Origin of the sequence: Xanthomonas rydalmerensis (genome assembly GCF_033170385.1) — a bacterium.
GTDB lineage: Bacteria > Pseudomonadota > Gammaproteobacteria > Xanthomonadales > Xanthomonadaceae > Xanthomonas_A > Xanthomonas_A rydalmerensis.
On record NZ_CP126170.1, the window covers coordinates 884,677 to 905,954 of the forward strand.

The 21,278-nt window shown below is 69.8% G+C and carries 21 protein-coding genes; 16 read left to right on the forward strand and 5 right to left on the reverse strand.

Annotation, left to right across the window (positions count from 1 at the left end):
• The first annotated feature begins 43 nt into the window (after window positions 1–43).
• The 4 genes from mdoH (at window position 44) to hemC (ending at window position 4,515) form a co-directional block, all read left to right on the forward strand.
• Window positions 44–1,993: a glucans biosynthesis glucosyltransferase MdoH gene (mdoH, locus tag QN245_RS03745; RefSeq protein ID WP_317845436.1), complete on the forward strand. Its 1,950-nt coding sequence runs from the start codon at window positions 44–46 to the stop codon at window positions 1,991–1,993.
• A 39-nt stretch (window positions 1,994–2,032) separates the two neighbouring features.
• On the forward strand, window positions 2,033–2,698 hold the full coding sequence (locus QN245_RS03750; RefSeq protein ID WP_317844601.1) for an alpha/beta hydrolase: 666 nt from the start codon (window positions 2,033–2,035) through the stop codon (window positions 2,696–2,698).
• 103 nt (window positions 2,699–2,801) lie between these two features.
• The gene (locus QN245_RS03755; protein ID WP_184447224.1) at window positions 2,802–3,533 is read left to right on the forward strand and encodes a LytR/AlgR family response regulator transcription factor; all 732 of its coding nucleotides are present in this window, start codon (window positions 2,802–2,804) and stop codon (window positions 3,531–3,533) included.
• A 58-nt stretch (window positions 3,534–3,591) separates the two neighbouring features.
• Window positions 3,592–4,515: a hydroxymethylbilane synthase gene (gene hemC / locus QN245_RS03760; RefSeq protein ID WP_160969731.1), complete on the forward strand. Its 924-nt coding sequence runs from the start codon at window positions 3,592–3,594 to the stop codon at window positions 4,513–4,515.
• A 371-nt stretch (window positions 4,516–4,886) separates the two neighbouring features.
• Here the strand turns inward: hemC and QN245_RS03765 are convergent, their stop codons facing one another.
• Window positions 4,887–5,681, reverse strand: coding sequence for a DUF481 domain-containing protein (locus QN245_RS03765; RefSeq protein WP_160969733.1), 795 nt, complete (start codon window positions 5,679–5,681; stop codon window positions 4,887–4,889).
• 181 nt (window positions 5,682–5,862) lie between these two features.
• On the opposite strand from QN245_RS03765, the gene QN245_RS03770 reads away from it, so the two are divergent.
• Window positions 5,863–6,834, forward strand: a complete 972-nt coding sequence (locus QN245_RS03770; RefSeq protein ID WP_010341069.1) for a helix-turn-helix transcriptional regulator — start codon at window positions 5,863–5,865, stop codon at window positions 6,832–6,834.
• A gap of 254 nt (window positions 6,835–7,088) precedes the next feature.
• Here the strand turns inward: QN245_RS03770 and QN245_RS03775 are convergent, their stop codons facing one another.
• Window positions 7,089–7,514, reverse strand: a complete 426-nt coding sequence (locus QN245_RS03775; RefSeq protein WP_425612909.1) for a winged helix-turn-helix transcriptional regulator — start codon at window positions 7,512–7,514, stop codon at window positions 7,089–7,091.
• 225 nt (window positions 7,515–7,739) lie between these two features.
• Window positions 7,740–8,327: a lipocalin family protein gene (locus QN245_RS03780; protein ID WP_160969737.1), complete on the reverse strand. Its 588-nt coding sequence runs from the start codon at window positions 8,325–8,327 to the stop codon at window positions 7,740–7,742.
• Between the two features lie 125 nt (window positions 8,328–8,452).
• On the opposite strand from QN245_RS03780, the gene QN245_RS03785 reads away from it, so the two are divergent.
• Complete coding sequence (locus QN245_RS03785) at window positions 8,453–8,752, forward strand: hypothetical protein (protein ID WP_184447223.1); 300 nt, start codon at window positions 8,453–8,455, stop codon at window positions 8,750–8,752.
• A gap of 67 nt (window positions 8,753–8,819) precedes the next feature.
• The gene (locus QN245_RS03790) at window positions 8,820–10,925 is read left to right on the forward strand and encodes a prolyl oligopeptidase family serine peptidase (RefSeq protein ID WP_317844602.1); all 2,106 of its coding nucleotides are present in this window, start codon (window positions 8,820–8,822) and stop codon (window positions 10,923–10,925) included.
• A 133-nt stretch (window positions 10,926–11,058) separates the two neighbouring features.
• Here the strand turns inward: QN245_RS03790 and QN245_RS03795 are convergent, their stop codons facing one another.
• Both QN245_RS03795 and QN245_RS03800 read right to left on the reverse strand, forming a co-directional pair.
• Complete coding sequence (locus QN245_RS03795) at window positions 11,059–11,541, reverse strand: GNAT family N-acetyltransferase (RefSeq protein ID WP_317844603.1); 483 nt, start codon at window positions 11,539–11,541, stop codon at window positions 11,059–11,061.
• A 38-nt stretch (window positions 11,542–11,579) separates the two neighbouring features.
• On the reverse strand, window positions 11,580–12,791 hold the full coding sequence (locus QN245_RS03800; RefSeq protein WP_317844604.1) for a pyridoxal phosphate-dependent aminotransferase: 1,212 nt from the start codon (window positions 12,789–12,791) through the stop codon (window positions 11,580–11,582).
• A 449-nt stretch (window positions 12,792–13,240) separates the two neighbouring features.
• Here QN245_RS03800 and QN245_RS03805 point away from each other — a divergent pair, with 449 nt between their 5' ends.
• The 9 genes from QN245_RS03805 to hslU all read left to right on the forward strand — a co-directional run bounded on the left by QN245_RS03805 (window position 13,241) and on the right by hslU (window position 21,244).
• Window positions 13,241–15,331, forward strand: coding sequence for a S9 family peptidase (locus QN245_RS03805; protein WP_317844605.1), 2,091 nt, complete (start codon window positions 13,241–13,243; stop codon window positions 15,329–15,331).
• A gap of 300 nt (window positions 15,332–15,631) precedes the next feature.
• Complete coding sequence (locus QN245_RS03810; protein WP_317844606.1) at window positions 15,632–16,012, forward strand: YbaN family protein; 381 nt, start codon at window positions 15,632–15,634, stop codon at window positions 16,010–16,012.
• A gap of 57 nt (window positions 16,013–16,069) precedes the next feature.
• Window positions 16,070–16,321, forward strand: a complete 252-nt coding sequence (lptM, locus tag QN245_RS03815) for an LPS translocon maturation chaperone LptM (RefSeq protein WP_017914634.1) — start codon at window positions 16,070–16,072, stop codon at window positions 16,319–16,321.
• Entirely contained in the window at window positions 16,314–17,168 is an 855-nt protein-coding gene (gene dapF / locus QN245_RS03820) for a diaminopimelate epimerase (protein ID WP_317844607.1), read from the forward strand. Before lptM ends, dapF begins: the two co-directional genes overlap by 8 nt.
• Window positions 17,165–17,830: a DUF484 family protein gene (locus QN245_RS03825; RefSeq protein WP_184447217.1), complete on the forward strand. Its 666-nt coding sequence runs from the start codon at window positions 17,165–17,167 to the stop codon at window positions 17,828–17,830. Before dapF ends, QN245_RS03825 begins: the two co-directional genes overlap by 4 nt.
• Before the next feature lie 176 nt (window positions 17,831–18,006).
• Window positions 18,007–18,837: a tyrosine recombinase XerC gene (xerC, locus tag QN245_RS03830; protein WP_317844608.1), complete on the forward strand. Its 831-nt coding sequence runs from the start codon at window positions 18,007–18,009 to the stop codon at window positions 18,835–18,837.
• 109 nt (window positions 18,838–18,946) lie between these two features.
• On the forward strand, window positions 18,947–19,177 hold the full coding sequence (locus QN245_RS03835) for a DUF3079 domain-containing protein (RefSeq protein ID WP_317844609.1): 231 nt from the start codon (window positions 18,947–18,949) through the stop codon (window positions 19,175–19,177).
• Between the two features lie 48 nt (window positions 19,178–19,225).
• A complete protein-coding gene (gene hslV / locus QN245_RS03840) occupies window positions 19,226–19,777 on the forward strand; it encodes an ATP-dependent protease subunit HslV (protein WP_048491055.1) in 552 nt (183 codons plus the stop codon).
• Between the two features lie 99 nt (window positions 19,778–19,876).
• Complete coding sequence (hslU, locus tag QN245_RS03845) at window positions 19,877–21,244, forward strand: ATP-dependent protease ATPase subunit HslU (protein ID WP_048491054.1); 1,368 nt, start codon at window positions 19,877–19,879, stop codon at window positions 21,242–21,244.
• Window positions 21,245–21,278 lie beyond the last annotated feature (34 nt).

Here is a 21,278-nt window from a genome sequence, read left to right on the forward strand (position 1 = left end):
CTTCCCGATGGCGCTGCGGCGCCGGACGCGGTCGGCAGGTCGCATGAGCACGGTCGCCCCCACATCGGCCATGCACGTCGACGCTCCGCTGGATGCCGGCCACGCCGTCCTGCCGGCCGAAGCGCCGCTGGCGATGCCGCTGCAGTCGCTGCAGGAAGGCAAGCTGCGCAACAAGCGCCTGCCCAGCACCCCGGTCGGGATCGGCTGGCGGCGGTTCTACGTGTTCGGCACCACTGCGGCGATGACCGCCTACGCCAGTTGGCTGATCGGCAAAGTGCTGCTGATCGGCGGCGTCAGCGTGCTCGAAGCCTGCCTGATGGTGCTGTTCATCCCGCTGTTCGCCTGGATCGCGCTGTCCTTCGTCAGCGCGCTGGCCGGCTTCTTCACCCTGGTGTTCGGCAAGGGCCGCAAGCTCGGCATCGATCCGGACGCGCCGCTACCGCAGGTGCGCAACCGCACCGCGTTGCTGATGCCCACCTACAACGAGGATCCGCACCGGCTGATGGCCGGCCTGCAGGCGATCTACGAGTCGGTGGAGGCCACCGGCCAGATCGAGCGCTTCGATTTCTTCATCCTCAGCGACACCACGCGTCCGGCGATCGGTGCGGAAGAAGAGAAGGTGTACGCCGAACTGGTGGAGCGCGTCGGCGGGCAAGGCCGGCTGTTCTACCGGCGCCGCGCCAGCAACGCCGGGCGCAAGGCCGGCAACATCGCCGACTGGGTGCGCCGTTTCGGCGGCGCCTATCCGCAGATGCTGATCCTCGACGCCGACAGCCTGATGACCGGCGACAGCATCGTGCGCCTGGCCGCCGGCATGGAGGCCAACCCCGACGTCGGCCTGATCCAGACCCTGCCGGAAGTGGTCAACGGCAATACCCTGTTCGCGCGCATGCAGCAGTTCGGCGGCCGCGTCTACGGCCCGGTGATCGCGTTCGGCGTGGCCTGGTGGCACGGTTCGGAAAGCAACTACTGGGGCCACAACGCGATGATCCGCACCGAGGCCTTCGCCGCGCAGGCCGGCCTGCCGTCGCTGCCCGGGCGCAAGCCGTTCTGCGGCCACGTGCTCAGCCACGACTTCGTCGAAGCCGCGTTGATGCGCCGCGGCGGCTGGGCCATGCACATGGTGCCGTACCTGCAGGGCAGCTACGAGGAAGGCCCGCCGACGCTGACCGACCTGCTGGTGCGCGACCGTCGCTGGTGCCAGGGCAACCTGCAGCACTCCAAGGTGGTGCGCGCGCGTGGCCTGCACTGGGTCAGCCGCATGCACATGCTGATCGGCATCGGCCATTACTTCACTGCGCCGATGTGGGGCATGTTGATGCTGATCGGCATCGCCATTCCGCTGCAGAACGGCGGCTTCGACCTGGTCGCCTCGGTGATCTCGCCGTTCTCGCCGGCGCGCTACTGGCACCAGCAGGACTCCACGCGGGTGTTCTGGGTGTTCGCGGTGACCATGTTCGTGCTGCTCGCGCCCAAGGTGATGGGCTACTTCGCGATGCTGCTCAAGCCCGGCGAACGTCGCGGCTGCGGCGGCGGACTGCGCGCCTTCGTCAGCATGCTGCTGGAAACCCTGCTGGCCGCGCTGATGGCGCCGGTGGTGATGTACGTGCAGTCGCGCGGCGTCTCCGAGGTGCTGGCCGGCAAGGACTCGGGCTGGGACGCGCAGCAGCGCGACGACGGCCGCATTTCGTGGGCGGCGCTGTTGCGCAGCTACGGCGGACTGAGCGCGTTCGGTCTGCTGATGGGCGGTATGGCCTATGCCGTGTCGCCGTCGCTGGCGGCATGGATGGCGCCGGTGGTGATCGGCATGGCGCTGGCGGTGCCGGTGGTGGCGATCAGTTCCTCGCGCGCCGCCGGCCTGTGGCTGCGCAAGCTGCGCATCCTCGCCATACCCGAGGAATCGCAACCGCCGGCAGTGCTGCTGCGCGCCGCCGAACTGCGCCGCGAAGCCGCCGCACGCCGTGTCGAGGCCGAGGCGCAGGCCCAGGGCTGACGCCGGCATACTATCCGGCCTCCTCCATCGGGAACCGACATGCTGGAAACAGTGGAACACGAGACCGGCGCAGCGCCGCGCTGGACCGTCCTGTGGCTGCACGGCCTGGGCGCCGACGGCAACGACTTCGCGCCGCTGGTGCCGGAGCTGGTGCGGCCGCACTGGCCGGCGCTGCGCTTCGTGTTTCCGCACGCGCCGGTGCGGGCGGTGACGATCAACAACGGCGTGCGCATGCGCGCCTGGTACGACATCGTCAGCATGGACTTCTCCAACCGCGCCGACAGCGCCGGCGTCGCCGACTCGGTGGCCCAGGTCGAGGAATTGATCGCACGCGAGGACGCGCGCGGCGTGCCGGCCGAGCGCCTGTTGCTGGCCGGCTTTTCCCAGGGCGGCGCGATCACTCTGGCCGCCGGCCTGCGCCGCGAACGGCCGCTGGCCGGCCTGATCGGCCTGTCCACCTATCTGCCGGAACTGGAGAGCGTCGCCCGCTGGCACGCCCCGGCGGCCCTGCAGCAGCCGCTGTTCATGGCCCATGGCCAGGGCGACCCGGTGATCCCGCAGACCTACGCCGAGCGCACCGCACAGACGCTGCAGGCGCTGGGCATGCCGGTGCAGTGGCGGCGCTATTCGATGGCGCATCAGGTCTGCGCCGAGGAAATCGCCGACCTGGGCGACTGGATGGATGCCTGCATCACCGGCAACTGAGGACGGCGGCCGCGTGGCGGCATGGTGCGCTGCCGATGGCGGGCGCCCGGAACCGGGGCTAGTATCGGCCGCAGCGCACGCCAGCCTATCGGGGGAGACCTGGGTGAAGGTATTGATCGCCGACGACGAGCCCCTGGCCCGCGAACGCCTGCGCACGCTGCTGGCCGCGCATGCCGGTGTGGAAGTGGTGGCTGAAGCCGACAACGGCATGGATGCGCTGCACGCCTGCGCTGCCGCCCAGCCGGACCTGGTGCTGCTGGACATCGCGATGCCCGGCCTCGACGGCCTGGAGGCCGCCCGTCACCTGGCCACGTTCGAGCCGCGCCCGGCCGTGGTGTTCTGCACCGCCTACGATGCGCATGCGCTGTCCGCGTTCGAAGCGGCGGCGATCGACTACCTGATGAAGCCGGTGCGCGCCGAGCGCCTGGCCGCGGCCCTGCAGCGCGCCCGCACCTTCATGGCTGGACGCGGCAACGGCGCGGCCGCCACGCCGGCGCCGCAGGCGCGCACCCACCTGTGCGCACGCCTGCGCGGCAGCCTGCGGCTGATCCCGGTCGACGACATCCACTACCTGCAGGCCGAGGAAAAGTACGTGGTGGTGCACCACGCCCGCGGAGAGGACCTGATCGAGGAGTCGCTGCGCGCGCTGGAGGAGGAGTTCGCCGAGCGCTTCGTGCGCATCCACCGCAACTGCCTGGTCGCGCGCCACGAGCTGGTGGAACTGCGCCGGCTCGGCGAGGGCCAGGTGCAGGCGGTGCTGCGCCATGGCAAGCAGCCGCTGGAGGTCAGCCGGCGCTGCGTGGCGCAGCTGCGCAAGGAGATCCACCAGCGCTGAGGCCGGCCGGATCGCGCGGCAGCAGCGGCGGGCGGTGGCTTTCCGCGATAATGCGCGCATGAAGATCCTGCGCATCGCTACCCGCAAGAGTCCGCTCGCCCTGTGGCAGAGCGAGCATGTCGCCGCCTGCCTGCGCCGCGCGCACCCGCATCTGGACGTAGTGCTGGTGCCGATGAGCACCCGCGGCGACGAAGTCCTGGACCGCTCGCTGGCGGCGATCGGCGGCAAGGGCCTGTTCCTCAAGGAGCTGGAACTGGCGATGCTGCGCGGCGAGGCCGATTGCGCGGTGCATTCGCTCAAGGACGTGCCGATGGAGCTGGACCCGCCGTTCGTGCTGCCGGCGATCCTGCCGCGCGCCGATCCGGCCGATGCGCTGATCTCCAACCTCTACGCCTCGCTGGACGCGCTGCCGCTCGGCGCGCGCGTCGGCACCTCCTCGCTGCGGCGGCAGGCGCAGCTGCGCGCGCGGCGCCCGGACCTGGAGCTGCTGGACCTGCGCGGCAACGTCAACACGCGCCTGGCCAAGCTCGACAACGGTGGCTACGACGGCATCGTGCTGGCCTGCGCCGGCCTGCAGCGGCTGGGCCTGGACGGACGCATCACCCAGCGCCTGCAGGCGCCGGACTGGCTGCCGGCGCCGGCGCAGGGCGCGATCGCGGTGGAGTGCCGCGAGGACGCCAGTGCCGCACTGGCGCTGTTCGCCGCGCTCGACGACGCGCCGACCCGTACCTGCGTGGAGGCCGAGCGGGCGATGAACCGTGCCCTGCATGGCAGTTGCCACGTGCCGGTGGCCGCTTTCGCGCAATGGCGTGGCGACGACCTGCTGCTGCAGGGCTTGGTCGGCGGCGTCGCCGACGGGCGCCTGGTGCGCGCCGACCTGCAGCGCAGTGCGCAGGATCCGCAGGCCCTGGGCCAAGCCGTGGCCGAGGCCCTGCTCGGCGCCGGCGCGCGCGAATTGCTGGATGTGGACCTGCCGGGCTGAGGGTGTCCACCGCCCCGCGCCATCCGCCGTACGAGTCAACTGTCATGCAGCCGCGACAAGCCAAGCCGAAAGCCGACTGATACCCTCCGTCGTCGGGACTGAAGTCCCTCCCACAGTGCAGATCCCGACAGTGCCGGTTGTGCACGTGCGGGAGCGGCTTGAGCCGCGACGGGCGTTACCGGGAAGGCCTGTCGCGGCTGAAGCCGCTGCTACAGGTGAGACATTTGGTCTCTGCGCGCCACCGCCATTCTGTGCTGGCGGGGCGCGGCTGCAGCGCTCCTACGAGAAGCGGTCAACGGGTCAGCCCTGCAGCGTGGCGGCTCGTCGCACCGCCGTGCTCCAATCCCGAATCCCCACTCCCCAATCCCGGCTCACTTGAACTTGTAGACCAGGTTCATCGTGGCCAGGGTGTCGGTCTTCTTCTTGTCGACGCTGACGTCGCTGTTGTAGCGCGCCTGCCAGCCGGCCTTCAGCGCCAGGCGCTCGTTCATGCTCACCGAGATGCCCAGGTCGTTCTGCGCGAAGGTGTTGTACGCGCCGGATTCGACCAGCAGGGTGTTGCCCAGTTCGGTGTTGCTGGTCAGGCCGTACTTGAAGTCGACCAGGCCGCGGCCGATCAGGCCGGTCTCGTTGCGGTTCTCGACCACGTCGTGGGCGCGGCGCACGCCGGGGCCGATCTGCACGTCGAGGCTGCGGCGGTCGCCGTCCATGATCCGGGTGCCGTAGCCGATGCCGATCGTGGCCAGGCGGTCGTAGGTGGCGAAGTCGTCGCGCTCGTAGCGCAGCGAGGCGGTCAGCTGGCGGTGCTCGCCGAGCTGCAGCGCGCTGCCGGCGCTGCCGGTGTAGCGGTTGGAGGTGGTCTGGCGCTTGCGCGTGGTGGTGCCGTCGGGATTGGTGTCGACGTACTCGGCACTGGCGTGCAGGGCCAGCAGGTCCAGGCTGTGGATCCAGTCGCCGTCCACGTACTGGCCCTTGAGCCGGCCGTTGAGGCTTTCGTTGCTGCTGTTGCCGTGCGAGGAGGCGAAGCCCAGTTCGCCCGATCCGCTCCACGGCGAACTGGCCGGGTCTGTGGCTGTCGGTGAGGTCGCAACGTCGGCGGCCCAGGCCGGGGACGTGCTCAGCAGCAACAAAGCGATGGCGGATACGAGGGTGGCACGGCGGGACATGGCTTCTCCGGGGGGGGGGGACGCAGCCTTCGGCTAACGAAATGGAAACGATTTCATCATACCGGATCCACATGACACCCTGGCCGGCCCCGGCCCCCGGCTTCATCGCCGGTTAGGGCGCCCTGCCGGCAGCCGCGCCGGGCAGGCGTTTTCCGCCCGCGACTCAGACATAATCGAGGCCATGGACCGCTACGAACGCATCAACGCACTGCACCGCCTGCTCAAGTCCGCACGCTATCCGGTCACGGTGGCGCGGCTGCAGGACGAACTGGGCTGCTCCCGCGCCACCGTCTACCGCGATCTGGCCTTCCTGCGCGACGCGCTGATGGCGCCGGTGGAGGGCGATGGCGAGGCCGGCTTCCGCTACGAATCCGGCGAGAGCGACCGCTTCGAGTTGCCGGGGCTGTGGCTGAGTTCGGAGGAACTGCACGCGCTGCTGGCCTCGCAGCAACTGTTGGCGCGGACCGGCGGCGGGGTGCTGTCCTCGGTGCTGGCGCCGCTGCAGCAGCGCATCGAGAGCCTGCTCGCCGCCCAGGCCGGCGCGACCCACTGGCCGGTGGAGCGGGTGCGGGTGATCCCGCACCGCGGCCGCAAGCTCGACGAAGCCAGCTTCCGCACCGTCGCCTCGGCGGTGCTGGAGCGCAAGCGCCTGTCCTTCGACTACCGTGCCCGCTCCACCGACGAATCGACCAAGCGCACGGTGTCGCCGCAGCGCATCACCCACTACCGCGACAACTGGTATCTGGACGCCTGGGACCATGGCCGCGACGCGGTGCGCAGCTTCGCGGTGGACCGCATCAACCATGCGCGCCTGCTAGACCAGCCGGCGCAGGACGTGGCCGACGCCGAGCTGGATTCGCAACTGGCCGCCAGCTACGGCATCTTCTCCGGCGCGCCCAAGGGCTGGGCCACCATCGTGTTCAGCCCCAAGGCGGCGCGCTGGGTCGCCGACGAGCACTGGCATTCCAAGCAGCAGGGCCGCTTCCTGGCCGATGGCCGCTACGAACTGAAGGTGCCCTACAGCGTCTCGCGCGAGCTGCTGATGGACGTGCTGCACTACGGTTCGGATGCGGAGATCGTGGAGCCGCGCTCGCTGCGCGAACAGGCCAAGGCGCTGCTGTCGCTGGCGCTGAGCAACTACAGCGACGATTGAGGCGCCGTTGCCGGCGACGCGATTTCTGTAGGAGCGGCTTCAGCCGCGGCGGGCGTCACTTGCCCAGCGTGTCGCGGCTGAAGCCGCTCCTACGGGTGATCCGCCTCGCGTCCAGAATGCGTCGTCGCCGAGGTATGCATCGCAGTGGGCTGGATGCATCCTGGTCCACACGACACAGCGTCTGTTGTAGGAGCGGCTTCAGCCGCGACCGGGGCGTTACCGCCAATGTCCGTCGCGGCCGGGATGTGGGCGCTCTATGCCGCATCCAGCGGCGCGCCGCCGCCGAGGATCACGCCGATATTGCGCTCGATCCAGTCCACCAAGGCATGCACGTGCGCGGCCGCTTCCTCGCCGAGCGGGGTCAGGTCGTATTCCACGTGCGGCGGCACCACCGGGTAGGCGGTGCGCTGCACCAGGCCGTCCGCCTCCAGCGCCTGCAGGGTCTGCGACAGCATCTTTTCGCTGACCCCTTCCAGGCTGCGGCGCAGGTCGCCGAAGCGGTGGGTGCCCTTGCGCAGCGCCACCAGCACCAGCACGCCCCAGCGGCTGGTGACATGGCTGAGCACGGCGCGGGACGGGCAGTTCTGCGCGAACACCTGGCCGCGCAGCAGGGTCGCGTCCGCGCAGCCGCGCGGCGCTTCGTCGAGAGGGTCGGAGAGGACGCTGGCCAAGCGGTGCACCTGTCTGTGGGGGAGGGCGCCCCGATCATACGGGCCGCGCCGGGCGTTTCGCTGAGCGACGGATGATCGATGGTTCGGTGCAGGCCGTCCGTGGCGCCATGACGTTCATGGCGCTTGTGCTGGCAGTACCGCTGCTTGATGCGGCCCGAATGACGGATAGGCACGCCGGCTTGCCGCAGCGCAGGCAGCCGGCCGCGTCGCGACCGGCCTTGGTCGTGAGCCGCCTCAGGGCTTGTTCGGCACTTCGAAGCCGAGCTTGCCGACCTGGTCGCGGTGTTGCGCCACGCGCTTGAGCTTGTCGATATTGACCCCGTACTGGTGGTCCAGCTTGTCCACCAGCTCGCGGTACTGCTTGTGGCTCATGTTCGGCGAGCGCGCGAATACCCAGGCCAGGTCGCGGCCGGGGTAGTCGATCAGCGCCCAGGAATAGTCCGGCGCCACTTCCAGGATGCGGTATTTGGTGGGCACCATCCTGAAGAACCAGGTGGTCCAGCGGCGGTTGCCGGTGCCTTCCTTGACCGTGGCGCGCGACTTGAGCTCCTTGACCGGCTCGTCGAAGCCGTTGCGGTACTCGTAGCGCACCGCGATCTTGCCGTCTTCCTCGAGGGTGTACTCGTCGCTGCTGGCGACGTGGCCGCGCTCGGCGAAATACGGGATGTGCGCGATCACGTACCAGCGGCCCATGAAGCGCTGCAGGTCGATCGGCGGCTGCGCCGGCTCCTGTTCCGGGTCCGGCGCCTTGGCGCGGGCCGTCGGCAACGGGACGGCCATGCCCAGCAGCAGCACGGAAGCGAACAGGGAAAGCAGGCGCATAGGGAATTCCGGGGCGAAGGGCGAACGCCGGTGAAGTATGCGCATGTGCCATGTCAATGGTGCGTCGCAGCCCCTGAGATGTCGCGGCGGCACCCTGCGCGCCTCGACTTCCAGGAGCTGCCGTCATGCCGATCGTCCCGTCGTCCCCGCGCACCCACCTCCCGCACCCCGGCCTGCGCCGCCTGCTGCGCCAGGCGATCCTGGCCGGACTGGCCCTGGTCCTGGTGTGGCCGGCCGCGCGCGGCCACAGCGAATGGCTGGGTTGGCGGCCGCTGTGGCTGCTGGGCATGCCGCTGAGCGCCTGGTGGGCCCTGCATCGCTTCCCGTTGCCGCCGCTGCGCCGCCTGTGGGGGCAATGGCGGGCCCGGCCGCGGGCGCAGGCGCGGCGGCGCCGGCCGGCGCTGCGGAGCGCGCGCCCGGCCTGACCTTCGGCAGGGGAGGGCGGCGATGCTGCGTGCTACGGTGCGGCGCTGTCCTTCCCGGATCCGAACCATGTCCTCACTCGCACACGCCTGCCTGATCGCCGGCCTGATCGCCGCCGGCACCGCCGCGGCCAAGGAAACCGCGATGCCCCAAGACCCCTACGCCTGGCTCGAAGACGTCACCGGCACCAAGGCGCTGGACTGGGTCAAGGCGCAGAACGCCAAGACCGAGGCGCGCCTGGCCGACACCCCCGCCTTCAAGGCCCGCGAGGCCGGCATCCGCGAGGTGCTGGATTCCGACGCCAAGATCCCGGCCGTGCAGAAGATCGGCCCGTACTACTACAACCTGTGGAAGGACCGCGCGCACGAACGCGGCCTGTGGCGCCGCACCACCCTGGACGAGTACCGCAAGCCCGAGCCGAAGTGGGAGACGGTGCTGGACCTGGACGCGCTGAACAAGGCCGAGGGCGAGAACTGGGTGTGGCATGGCGCCAACTGCCTGCGCCCGGAATACCGCCGCTGCCTGATCGCGCTGTCGCGCGGCGGCGCCGACGCCGACGTCACCCGCGAGTTCGACCTGAGCAGCAAGCAATGGATCAAGGACGGCTTCTTCCGTCCCGAGGCCAAGGGCGGGCTGAGCTGGATCGATGCCGATACCGTCTACCTGTACACCGACTTCGGCCCCGGCTCGCTGACCAGCTCCGGCTATCCGCGCATCGTCAAGCAGTGGAAGCGCGGCACCCCGATGAGCAGCGCCACGCTGGTCTACGAGGGCAAGCCGGACGACATGTACATCGCCGCGATGCACGACGACACGCCCGGCTACGAGCGCGATTTCGTCAGCCGCACGCTGGCCTTCTACAACGACGAGATGTACCTGCGCGGCGCCGATGGCCACTTGACCAAGATCGACGTGCCCAACTCGGCCAACAAGGGCGTGCACCGCCAATGGCTGACCCTGGAACTGCGCGATCCGTGGACGGTGGGCGGCACGACCTACCCGGCCGGTGCGCTGCTGGCGACCAAGTTCGACGACTTCATGGCCGGCAAGCGCACCTTCCAGGTGCTGTTCACGCCGACCGAGACCGCGTCGCTGGCGTCCTTCGCCTGGACCAAGTCGCGGCTGGTGCTGAACGTGCTCGACGACGTCAAGAGCCGGCTGTGGGTGCTGACCCCGGGCGAGGGCGAGTGGGCGCGCGCGCCGTTCCCGGTCGGCGACCTGGCCTTCGGCAGCACCAGCGTCGACGCGGTCGATGCCGACGAGAACGACCAGGTGTGGCTGACCTCCACCGACTTCCTGACCCCGACCACGCTGATGCTGGCCGACGTGCAGCGCGGGCCGAAGAGCATCGAGACGCTAAAGGCGATGCCGAGCTTCTTCGACGCGTCCAAGGATGCGATCGAGCAGCACTTCGCCGTGTCCAAGGACGGCACCAAGGTGCCGTACTTCCTGGTCCGGCCCAAGCAGCTCAAGGCCGACGGCAGCGCACCGACCCTGTTGTACGCCTACGGCGGCTTCGAGATCTCGATGACCCCGTTCTACTCGGGCAGCCTCGGCCGCGCCTGGCTCGACCAGGGCGGCGTGTACGCGCTGGCCAACATCCGCGGCGGCGGCGAGTATGGCCCGCGCTGGCACCAGGCGGCGCTGAAGCAGAACCGGCACAAGGCCTACGAGGACATGGCGGCGGTGGCGCAGGACCTGGTCGCGCGCAAGATCACCTCGGCCAAGCACCTGGGCGTGCAGGGCGGCAGCAACGGCGGGCTGATGGCCGGCAACATGCTGATGCAGTACCCGCAGCTGTTCGGCGCGGTGGTGGTGCAGGTGCCGTTGCTGGACATGAAGCGCTACAGCCACCTGCTGGCCGGTGCGTCGTGGATGGCCGAGTACGGCAACCCGGACACCGACGACTGGAAGTTCATCCAGACCTTCTCGCCGTACCACCTGTTCGATCCGAAGAAGAGCTATCCGCCGGTGATCTTCCTGACCTCCACCCGCGACGACCGCGTACACCCGGGCCATGCGCGGAAGATGGCGGCGAAGATGATCGACGCCGGCAAGGACGTGACCTACTACGAGAACATCGAAGGCGGTCATGGCGGCGCGGCCAACAACGCGCAGGCGGCGCACATGCAGGCGCTGGCGTACAGCTTCCTGTGGGAGCGGCTGTCCAAGTGAGTGGCGCGGTCCGCGTTCCGGTCGGGGCGCGGACCATCGCCTGGTTGGCGTCTCGGCAGTGAACGGTCGAGACGCGCGCAACGCGCGGCATCAATGAACGCGCCGGCACTGTCCGCGTTGCCGCAGTGGATGCTCAGACGTCGTCGGTCAACGGCTTGACCAGCGTCAGCGAACGCACGTCGTAGCCCAGTTCTTCATACACGTGCAGCGCGTGCCTGTTGAAGGCCCAGACGTTCAGACGCATTTCGACCCCGCCGCGTCGCGCCACCCAGTCGTGCGCGCGCTGCATCAGCGCCGGGCCGATGCCCTGGCCGCGATGGCTGCGGGTGATGCCCACGCTGCCCACCCGGCCGAAGCGCATGGGCTGCAGCAATGAGTGCGATTCCACGACGATGCCGACCGTGACGAAGCCGACGAGCACGCCCTGCGCCTCGGCGACGAAGGTGGTGGCATCGTTCTGGCCGATGCTGCGCGTCCAGTGCGCCGCGTCGCGGTCCGCGGCGCCTGGGCCAGCGAAGATGTGGGGGGACGCCGCATGGTGGAGTGCATTGACTTCCTCGCCGAGCGCGCAGATCGCGGGCAGATCGGATGCGGTGGCTTCGCGATAGGTGAGCATGAGGGGGCTCCAGTCGCTTCCCAGTGCGGCTGGCCGCCTCAGCGCGGCCAGCGCGACAGCCCGCGCGCGATCCGCGCCACCGCTTCCTGCAGCCGCGGCAGGCTCTGCGTGTAGGCGATGCGCACGTGCTGGCGCGCGCGGTGGCGGCCGAAATCCACGCCCGGGGTGAACGCGACGTGCTCGGTCTCCAGGAAGTGCGCGCAGAAGGCCTGCGCATCGTCGGTGAAATCGGACACGTCGGCATACAGGTAGAACGCGCCCTCCGGCTCGACCTCGATGCGGAAGCCGAGCGCACGCAGCGCCGGCAGCAGGTAGTCGCGGCGCTGGGCGAATTCGGCGCGGCGCGCTTCCAGAATCTGCAGCGTCTCCGGCAGGAAGCAGGCCAGCGCCGCGTGCTGGGCGATGCTGGACGCGCTGATGTACAGGTTCTGCGCCAGCTTCTCCAGCGACGGTACCGCCGCGTGCGGGGCCACCAGCCAGCCCAGGCGCCAGCCGGTCATGCCGAAGTACTTGGAGAAACTGTTGAGCACGTAGGCGTCGTCGTCGACCTCGAGCACGCTGGGCGCGTCGATGCCGTAGCTCAGGCCATGGTAGATCTCGTCCACCACCAGGTGCCCGCCGCGGGCGTGCAGCGTCTGCGACAGCGCCGCCAGTTCGGCGCGCGACAGCAGCGTGCCGGTGGGGTTGGCCGGCGACGCCACCAGCGCGCCGACGCTGTCGGCGTTCCAGTGCCGCTGCAGCAGGTCCGGGGTCAACTGGTAGCGGCTGTCCGGGCCGACCGGCACCAACTGCGCCGACCCTTCGACCAGGCGCAGGAAGTGGCGGTTGCACGGATAGCCGGGGTCGGCCATCAGCCAGTGGCGGCCGGGATCGACCAGCAGCGCGCTGGCCAGCAGCAGTGCGCCGGAGCCGCCGGGGGTGATCAGGATGCGTGCCGGGTCCAGGTCGACATCGTGGCGCTGCCGGTAGAAATCCGCCAGCGCCTGGCGCAGGGCGGGCAGGCCGCGCGCGGCGGTGTAGCGGGTATGGCCGGCGCCCAGCGCGGCCTGCCCAGCGGCGACGATCGGCGCGGCGGTGGTGAAGTCCGGCTCGCCGATCTCCAGGTGGATCACGTCGTGGCCGGCGTGTTCCAGTTCGTTGGCGCGGGCCAGCAGCGCCATCACGTGGAAGGGTTCGATCTCGCGGCTGCGCTGGCTGTAGCCAGGCGCGGCGGGCGAGGCGTTGAAGGTGTCGCCGGGAAGGGAAGCCATGCCGCCGATGATAGAGGAGCGTGCTTTCGCGCGTGTTAGCGATGTCGAGCGGACTGCGAAACGGCTGTGCCATGCCGACACACCGTGTGCGCTGCACCCGGGCGGAGCGGTCGTGCAGCGTGGCGCACACGGCGGTCGGCGCGTCAGGCGTCGTTTCCCGGCGAGCGCTATCGTTCGTTGCACGGCGCCATTCGCCTTTGCGCGAAAGGTCGTATGCCGCAATGCCATCGCCGCGCCGCAGGTCGCCCGACCCACCGCATCCCACGCCGCATCGCACGCGTTGCCCGACATGCTTGCCACGGCGCGGCGTTGCAGGGAGACTCGGCCGGCACTGCGCGGCGCCCGCCCGCTGCCGCCGCCCGGCCTGGGCGACGCGTCCCGTTGCGTTACCGCCGCCGGAGCCCCATTAGATGCCTCACCGCCCCTTGCTAGCGAGCCTTGTCCTGCTCATGACCGCCTCCTTCGCTTCCTCCGCCTCCGCCGCCGCGGCGACCCCGCCGCGTCCGGCCAAGCAGCCGCACGCGGTCAAGGCGCCGTTCGGCGCCGTCCGCCAGGACGCCTACTACTGGCTGCGCGACGACGCGCGCAAGAATCCGCAGATGCTGGCCTATCTCAATGCCGAGAACGCCTACGCGGACCAGGTGCTGAAGCCGCTCAAGCCGCTGGAAGACACGCTCTACCAGGAGATCGTCGGCCGCATCAAGCAGGACGACAGCAGCGTGCCGTACCGCGAGCGCGGCTACTGGTACTACACCCGCTACGAGAGCGGCAAGGACTACCCGATCCAGGCGCGCCGCAAGGGCAGCATGGAGGCGCCGGAGCAGATCCTGCTCGACGTCAACACCATGGCCGCCGGCAAGGGCTACTTCAGCGTCGGCGACGCGGCGGTCAGCCAGGACAATCGCCTCCTGGCCTGGACCGAGGACGACGTGGGCCGCCGCCAGTACGTGGTGCGCTTCAAGAACCTGGACACCGGCGAGGTCTACGCCGACCGCATTCCCGGCGTGTCGCCGGACGTGGTCTGGGCCGACGACAACAAGACCCTGTTCTACGTCGAGAACGACCCGGAGACGCTGCTGACGGTGCGGGTCAAGAAGCACGTGCTGGGCACCCCGGCCGCGCAGGACACGCTGGTCTACGAGGAAAAGGACGACAGCTTCTACATGGGCGTGGGCCGCACCCGCGACGACAAGTACATCGTCATCGGCGTCGAAAGCACCGTGTCCTCCGAGCAGCGCTACGCGCCGGCCGCCGATCCGCAGCGCTTCACCGTGCTGGCGCCGCGCGAGCGCGACGTCGAGTACCACGCCGACCACTTCGACGGCCGCTGGGTGATCCGCACCAACTGGAAGGCCAAGAACTACGCGCTGATGACCGCGCCCGACGGCGCCACCTCGCGCAACCAGTGGCAGAGCTGGCTGCCCTACGACGAGAAGGTGTTCATCGACGGCTTCGAGCTGTTCGACGGCTTCACCGCCATCGCCGAGCGCTCCGACGGCCTGGAGCGGATCCGCCTGCACTTCGCCGACGGCAAGGAGGAGTACGTCAAGGCCGACGAGCCGGCGTATTCGATGGGCCTGTCGATCAACGCCGAGGCGGACACGCCGTGGCTGCGCTACAGCTATACCTCGCTGACCACCCCGGCCACCACCTACGAACTCAACACCCGCACCGGCGAGCGCAAGCTGCTCAAGCAGCAGCCGGTGATCGGCTACGACGCCAGCAAGTACCAGACCGAACGCGTCTGGGTGACCGCGCGCGACGGGGTCAAGGTGCCGGTGTCGCTGGTCTACAGGAAGGGCTTCAAGAAGGACGGCAGCGCCGCGCTGTACCAGTACGCCTACGGCAGCTACGGCATGTCCACCGACCCCGCGTTCAACCTGCCGGTGGTGAGCCTGCTCGACCGCGGCGTGGTCTACGCCATCGCGCACATCCGCGGCGGCCAGGAAATGGGCCGCGACTGGTACGACCAGGGCAAGCTGTTGCACAAGAAGAACACCTTCACCGACTTCATCGATGTCACCCGCGGGCTGGTGCAGCAGGGCTACGCCGCCCCGGACCGCGTCGCCGCGGCCGGCGGCAGCGCCGGCGGCCTGCTGATGGGCGCGGTGGCGAACATGGCGCCCAAGGACTACCGCGTGCTGGTGGCGCAGGTGCCGTTCGTGGACGTGGTCACCACCATGCTCGACCCGAGCATCCCGCTGACCACCAACGAATACGACGAGTGGGGCAATCCCGAGCAGAAGACGTACTACGACTACATGCTCAGCTACTCGCCCTACGACAACGTCGCCCGCCAGGCCTACCCGGCGATGTACGTCGGCACCGGCCTGTGGGATTCGCAGGTGCAGTACTGGGAGCCGGCCAAGTGGGTGGCCAAGCTGCGCGAGAACGACACCGGCAGCCAGCCGATCGTGTTCCGCGTCAACATGGAAGCCGGCCACGGCGGCAAGTCCGGCCGCTTCCGTCGCTACCGCGAAATGGCCGAGTCCTATGCCTTCATGCTGGACCAACTGGGCGTGGAGCAACCGGCCAAGTGAGTGCGGCGCGCGTCGGCTGGCCTGCGGGCCGACCGATGGCGCTGATGTTGTGCGGGATGGGCGCCGGTCCCGGCTGCGCCGAAGTCCGATCGGCCGGCGACGTCTTTCTTCGCGACCAACGGTGTGCTCCAGCGACCACGAAAGACTGCGGTCGTAGGAGCGGCTTCAGCCGCGACGGCGTTACCGGTAACGCCCGTCGCGGCTGAAGCCGCTCCTACAGCCGTTGCTGCACGCGTCCGGCGGTCGCGTCAGTAGTCGGATCGACGCCAGTGCGCGCCGACGTGGGCTTATGATGGCGCGATGCGTCCGAACTCCCGTTTCCGCTGGGCCTGGTGGCTGCTGGCCTATGCCAGCCTGGCGACCGGCATCGTCGGCATTTTCGTGCCGGGCTTGCCGACCACGGTGTTCGTGCTGATCGCCGCCTACGCCGCCGCGCGCGGTTCGCCGCGGTTGCGCCGGCGCTTGCTGCGCGATCCGCGCTTCGGCCGCAGCATCCGCGACTGGGAACGGCATGGCGCGGTCAGCCGCCGCGGCAAGTGGATGGCGACGCTGACCATGGCCGCGTGCGCGCTGGTGCTGCTGCTGTTCGTGCACCGGCCGTGGGTGCAGGCGCTGGCGATCGGTTGCATGAGCGCGGTGGCGCTGTGGCTGTGGTGGCGGCCCGAACCGCCGCCCGAGTGAGTGCGCCGCAGCGCGCGCGGCACAGCCGGTTCATGCCGGTGTGGCTATACTCGGCGCATGAGCACATCGTCCTCTTCTCCGATCCGTCTCGTTCTCTCCGCCGCTGCGTTGCTGGCCCTGGCCGGCTGCGGCAACAAGGGGCCGCTGGTGATGCCGCAGAAGCCGGTCCCGGTGGAAGCCGCGCCCGCCACGCCCGCGCCCGACGCGACGCCGCCGGCGACCACCGATCCCGCCGGGCAGGCGCAGCCGGTGGACGGGCAGCGCCCGCCGGCCAACGACACCACCATGCCCACCAATGGGAATGAGTGAGGCCCGCCACGACACGCGCCTGCGTTTCAGCAAGATGCAGGGCGCGGGCAACGATTTCGTGGTGCTCGACCTGCGCGACGGCTCCCCGCCGCCGGACGCCGCACTGGCGGTCCGCCTGGCCGACCGCCACTTCGGCGTCGGCTGCGACCAGATCCTGACCATCGAACCGCCGCGCGATGCCGCGGCGGTCGCCAGCTATCGCATCTGGAACACCGACGGTAGCGCCGCCGGGCAATGCGGCAACGGTGCGCGCTGCGTGGCCGCCTGGCTGGTACGCGACGGCAGTGCCAGCGGCGCGGACTTCGTGATCGAAAGCCCCGCCGGCAGCCACCACATCACCCGCAGTGCCGACGGTGAATTCGCCGTGGCGATGGGCGTGCCGCGGTTCGCGCCGGAAGACGTGCCGCTGGTCGGCTTTCCGCGCGCGCGCGACGAGTACGTGTTGCCGCTGCAGGGCGGAAGCGTGCGCTTCGGCGCGGTGTCGATGGGCAACCCGCACGCGGTGCTGGAAGTGGGCCTGGTCGATGCGGCGCCGGTGGAGCGCCTGGGTCCGTTGCTGCAGCAGCACGCCTCGTTCCCTGATTCGGTCAACGTCGGCTTCGTGCAGGTGATCGACCGTGGCCACCTGCGCCTGCGCGTGTACGAGCGCGGCGTCGGCGAGACGCTGGCCTGCGGCAGCGGCGCCTGCGCGGCGGCGGCGGTGATGATGCAGCGCGGACGGGTCGAGCGCGACGTACGCGTCAGCCTGCCTGGCGGCGAACTGCGCGTGCAGTGGCCGGACGACGCCGCACCGGTGGTGATGTCCGGGCCGGCGACGTTCGTCTTCGATGGAGAATGGATCCGATGAGCGACAGCCACGACAAGCTCGGTGCACATGAGGTGGCGGCGTGGTTGCGGCGCCATCCTGGCTTCCTGAAACAGTTTCCCGATCTGGCGCTGACCCTGGTGGTGCCACGCGACGACGGCCCCACCGCGTCGCTGGCCAGCTACCAGTTGGAAGTGCTGCGCGACAAGAACCGCGAACTGTCGCGGCGGCTGGCCGACCTGGCCGCCAATGCCCAGGTCAACGAACGGCTGGCGGTGCGCACCCATCAGTTGACCCTGGCGCTGATGCGCCAGCGCAGCGCGGCCGACAGCGTGCGCGCGATGGCGGCCTCGCTGCAGGAGGATTTCCAGGGCGACCTGGTCAGCATCGTGCTGCTGCAGCCCTTGCCCGGCCTGGAGCAGGCACCGTGGCTGCAGGTGCTGGCGGCCGACGATCCGCGGCTGGCGCCGTTCCGCGATTGCCTCAAGGATGGCGAGCCGATCTGCGGCCGCCTGCAACCGGAAAAGCAGGCGCTGCTGTACGGCGAGCGCGTGGACGAGGTGCAATCCACCGCGCTGCTGCCGCTGCCCGGCCTGGGCCTGATCGCGGTCGGCAGCCGCGACCCGAACCGGTTCTATCCCGGCATGGGCACCTTGTTCCTGCGCATGATGGGCGAGGCGCTGGCGGTGGCGTTGCAGCGATGAGTGGGGCCGGGACTCGGGACTCGGGACCCGGGACCCGGGACAGCGTCGGTGCCGGCGCTGCCGATCGTCAGGCCGGGCAGGGCACTACCGGCACCGCAAGCGAGGCCGCTTCTTCCGGATCCCAGGTCCCGAGTCCCGAGTCCCGGTTCCTCGCCTACCTGCAGGTCGAGCGGCGCATGTCCGCGCATACCCTGGACGCGTATCGGCGCGACCTGGCAGCGCTGGAGGCGTGGGCGGCAGCCAACCTGCTCGGCGAACCGGCCGCGCTCGATGCCGCGCAACTGCGCAACTTCATCGCCGCCGAGCACCGTCGCGGGCTGTCGCCCAAGAGCCTGCAACGGCGGTTGTCGGCGTGCCGCAGCTTCTACGCGTGGCTGCTCAAGCACGGACATGTCGCCGTCAGCCCGGCCGCGGCACTGCGCGCACCGAAGGCACCACGCAAGCTGCCGCAGGTGCTCGACGCCGACGAGGCGGTGCGCCTGGTCGAAGTGCCGACCGATGCGCCGCTGGGCCTGCGCGACCGCGCGCTGCTGGAGCTGTTCTATTCCTCCGGCCTGCGCCTGAGCGAGCTGTGCGCGTTGCGCTGGCGCGATCTGGATTTCGTCGCCGGCATGGTCAGCGTGCTGGGCAAGGGCAACAAGCAGCGGCTGGTGCCGGTCGGCTCGCATGCGCGCACCGCGCTGCTGGCGTGGCGCGAGGAAAGCAAAGGCGAGGCCGCCGCGCCGGTGTTCCCGGGCCGCGGCGGGGCGCCGATCGGCGCGCGTGCAGTGCAGATCCGGATCAAGCAACTGGCCGGGCGTCAGGGCCTGTTCAAGCACGTGCATCCGCACATGCTGCGGCACAGTTTCGCCAGCCACATCCTGGAATCCTCGGGCGACCTGCGCGGCGTGCAGGAACTGCTCGGCCATGCCGACATCGCCACCACGCAGATCTACACGCATCTGGACTTCCAGCACCTGGCCAAGGTCTACGACGCGGCGCACCCGCGGGCCAAGCGCAAGTCCTGATCGCGGAATCGCGGTCGCACGGCCGCTGCCGCACCCGCGCTTGTTCTGGATCAAGGCGCGCCGGCGCACGCAGGACGACACTGCCCTCCCACGTCGCGAGGGCTCCCCGATGGCCAAACCCTTCCCGCTGGCGCCGCGCCATCCCGAACGGCTGTGCTGGGGCTGCGATCGCTATTGCGCCGCGTACGACCTGGCCTGCGGCAACGGCGCCGGGCGCACCCTGCACCCGATCGAAACCCAGGGCGAGGACTGGCACGTCGCGTGGGGCATCGCCGCCGATCCGGCACGGCCGGCGCACGCCCAGCTGGGCGACGACCCGTTCGCGCACGGCGACGCTTGAACCGCGCGCCGCCAGCCCCCACACCTGAGTCATCGCTCCGGAGGCCGCATGGACCCCAGTCAGAACCCCAATGTTTTCCACGCCACCACGATCCTGTCGGTGCGCCGCGATGGCCGCGTCGCCGTGGCCGGCGACGGCCAGGTGACCCTGGGCCACACCGTGATGAAGGGCAACGCGCGCAAGGTGCGCCGGCTCGGCCGCGAGGGCCAGGTGCTGGCCGGCTTCGCCGGCGCCGCCGCCGATGCGTTCACCCTGTTCGAACTGTTCGAGGCCAAGCTGGAGAAGCACGGCCAGCTGACCCGCGCCGCGGTGGAACTGGCCAAGGATTGGCGCACCGAGCGCCGCCTCGGCAAGCTCGAGGCGCTGCTGGCAGTGGCCGACAAGGAGACCTCGCTGATCATCAGCGGCACCGGCGATGTGATCGAGCCGGAGGACGGCATCATCGCCATCGGCTCCGGCGGTTCCTACGCGCTGTCGGCGGCGCGCGCGCTGCTCGGCCACACCACGCTGGACGCGCGCACCATCGCCACCGAAGCGCTGAACATCGCCGGCGACATCTGCATCTACACCAATCGCAACGTGGTGGTCGAAGAGCTGTGATTCGGGAGTCGGGAGTGGGGATTCGCTGAGCGACTCCCTCCCGGTCTCCGGCCACGCATCGATCATTCCTCCTCCGCTTTTACGAATCCCCAATCCCCAATGCCCAATCCCGACACTTCCACCATGACCCCGCGCGAGATCGTGCAGGAGCTGGACCGCCACATCGTCGGCCAGCACGAGGCCAAGCGCGCGGTGGCGATCGCGCTGCGCAACCGCTGGCGGCGCATGCAGTTGCCCGACGCGCTGCGCAACGAAGTGATGCCGAAGAACATCCTGATGATCGGCCCCACCGGCGTCGGCAAGACCGAGATCGCGCGGCGCCTGGCGACGCTGGCCAACGCGCCCTTCGTCAAGGTCGAGGCGACCCGCTTCACCGAGGTCGGCTACGTCGGCAAGGACGTGGAGCAGATCGTGCGCGACCTGGCCGACACCGCGGTCAAGCTGTACCGCGAGCAGGCCAAGACCCGCGTGCGCACGCAGGCCGAGGAGCGTGCCGAGGACCGCATCCTGGATGCGCTGCTGCCGCGGCGCAGCGCCGGCATCGGCTTCGATCCGGAAGCCGCGCGCAACGAACCCTCGGCGCAGGACAACGACACCCGCAGCAAGTTCCGACGCATGCTGCGCGCAGGCGAGCTGGACGAGCGCGAGATCGAGCTGGATGTCGCGGTCAACGTCAGCATGGACATCATGACCCCGCCGGGCATGGAGGAAATGGGCCAGCAACTGCGGCAGATGTTCTCCAACCTGGGCGGCGGCAAGTCGCAGTCGCGCAAGCTGACCATCAAGGCCGCGCGGCCGCTGCTGATCGAGGAAGAGGCCGGCAAGCTGGTCAACGAGGACGATGTCCGCGCCGCGGCGATCGAAGCCTGCGAACAGCACGGCATCGTGTTCATCGACGAGATCGACAAGGTGGCCAAGCGCAGCGAGGCCGGCGCCACCGGCGGCGACGTCTCGCGCGAGGGCGTGCAGCGCGACCTGCTGCCGCTGGTGGAAGGGTCCAACGTCAGCACCAAGTACGGCACGGTCAAGACCGACCACATCCTGTTCATCGCCTCCGGCGCGTTCCACCTGGCCAAGCCCAGCGACCTGATCCCGGAGCTGCAGGGCCGTTTCCCGATCCGGGTGGAGCTGTCGGCGCTGTCGAAGGACGACTTCATCCGCATCCTCACCGAGCCGAAGGCGGCGCTGACCAAGCAGTACGAGGCGCTGTTGCTGACCGAGGGCGTGAGCCTGCGCTTCACCGACGACGCCATCGCGCGCCTGGCGGAGATCGCCTTCCTGGTCAACGAGCGCCAGGAAAACATCGGTGCGCGGCGCCTGCACACGGTGCTCGAGCGCCTGCTCGACACGCTGAGCTACGAAGCCCCGGACCGCGACGGGCAGAGCGTCACCGTGGACGCGGCGTATGTCGACGCGCACCTGGGCGAGCTGGTGCAGGATCCGGATCTGAGCCGGTACATCCTGTAACGCCAGCGCGATCTAAAGCGGCAGGCGCCTTACC

Bases quoted from the DNA above. Each gene is read 5' to 3' on its own strand.
- QN245_RS03765 (WP_160969733.1), bottom strand. From the start codon at position 5,681: ATGTCCCGCCGTGCCACCCTCGTATCCGCCATCGCTTTGTTGCTGCTG.
- hslU (WP_048491054.1), top strand. From the start codon at position 19,877: ATGCCCAATCCCGACACTTCCACCATGACCCCGCGCGAGATCGTGCAG.
- QN245_RS03800 (WP_317844604.1), bottom strand. From the start codon at position 12,791: ATGGCTTCCCTTCCCGGCGACACCTTCAACGCCTCGCCCGCCGCGCCT.
- dapF (WP_317844607.1), top strand. From the start codon at position 16,314: ATGAGTGAGGCCCGCCACGACACGCGCCTGCGTTTCAGCAAGATGCAG.
- QN245_RS03795 (WP_317844603.1), bottom strand. From the start codon at position 11,541: ATGCTCACCTATCGCGAAGCCACCGCATCCGATCTGCCCGCGATCTGC.
- QN245_RS03825 (WP_184447217.1), top strand. From the start codon at position 17,165: ATGAGCGACAGCCACGACAAGCTCGGTGCACATGAGGTGGCGGCGTGG.
- xerC (WP_317844608.1), top strand. From the start codon at position 18,007: ATGTCCGCGCATACCCTGGACGCGTATCGGCGCGACCTGGCAGCGCTG.
- QN245_RS03780 (WP_160969737.1), bottom strand. From the start codon at position 8,327: ATGCGCCTGCTTTCCCTGTTCGCTTCCGTGCTGCTGCTGGGCATGGCC.
- mdoH (WP_317845436.1), top strand. From the start codon at position 44: ATGAGCACGGTCGCCCCCACATCGGCCATGCACGTCGACGCTCCGCTG.
- hslV (WP_048491055.1), top strand. From the start codon at position 19,226: ATGGACCCCAGTCAGAACCCCAATGTTTTCCACGCCACCACGATCCTG.
- QN245_RS03790 (WP_317844602.1), top strand. From the start codon at position 8,820: ATGTCCTCACTCGCACACGCCTGCCTGATCGCCGGCCTGATCGCCGCC.
- QN245_RS03785 (WP_184447223.1), top strand. From the start codon at position 8,453: ATGCCGATCGTCCCGTCGTCCCCGCGCACCCACCTCCCGCACCCCGGC.
- QN245_RS03810 (WP_317844606.1), top strand. From the start codon at position 15,632: ATGCGTCCGAACTCCCGTTTCCGCTGGGCCTGGTGGCTGCTGGCCTAT.
- QN245_RS03835 (WP_317844609.1), top strand. From the start codon at position 18,947: ATGGCCAAACCCTTCCCGCTGGCGCCGCGCCATCCCGAACGGCTGTGC.
- QN245_RS03750 (WP_317844601.1), top strand. From the start codon at position 2,033: ATGCTGGAAACAGTGGAACACGAGACCGGCGCAGCGCCGCGCTGGACC.
- lptM (WP_017914634.1), top strand. From the start codon at position 16,070: ATGAGCACATCGTCCTCTTCTCCGATCCGTCTCGTTCTCTCCGCCGCT.
- hemC (WP_160969731.1), top strand. From the start codon at position 3,592: ATGAAGATCCTGCGCATCGCTACCCGCAAGAGTCCGCTCGCCCTGTGG.
- QN245_RS03805 (WP_317844605.1), top strand. From the start codon at position 13,241: ATGACCGCCTCCTTCGCTTCCTCCGCCTCCGCCGCCGCGGCGACCCCG.
- QN245_RS03770 (WP_010341069.1), top strand. From the start codon at position 5,863: ATGGACCGCTACGAACGCATCAACGCACTGCACCGCCTGCTCAAGTCC.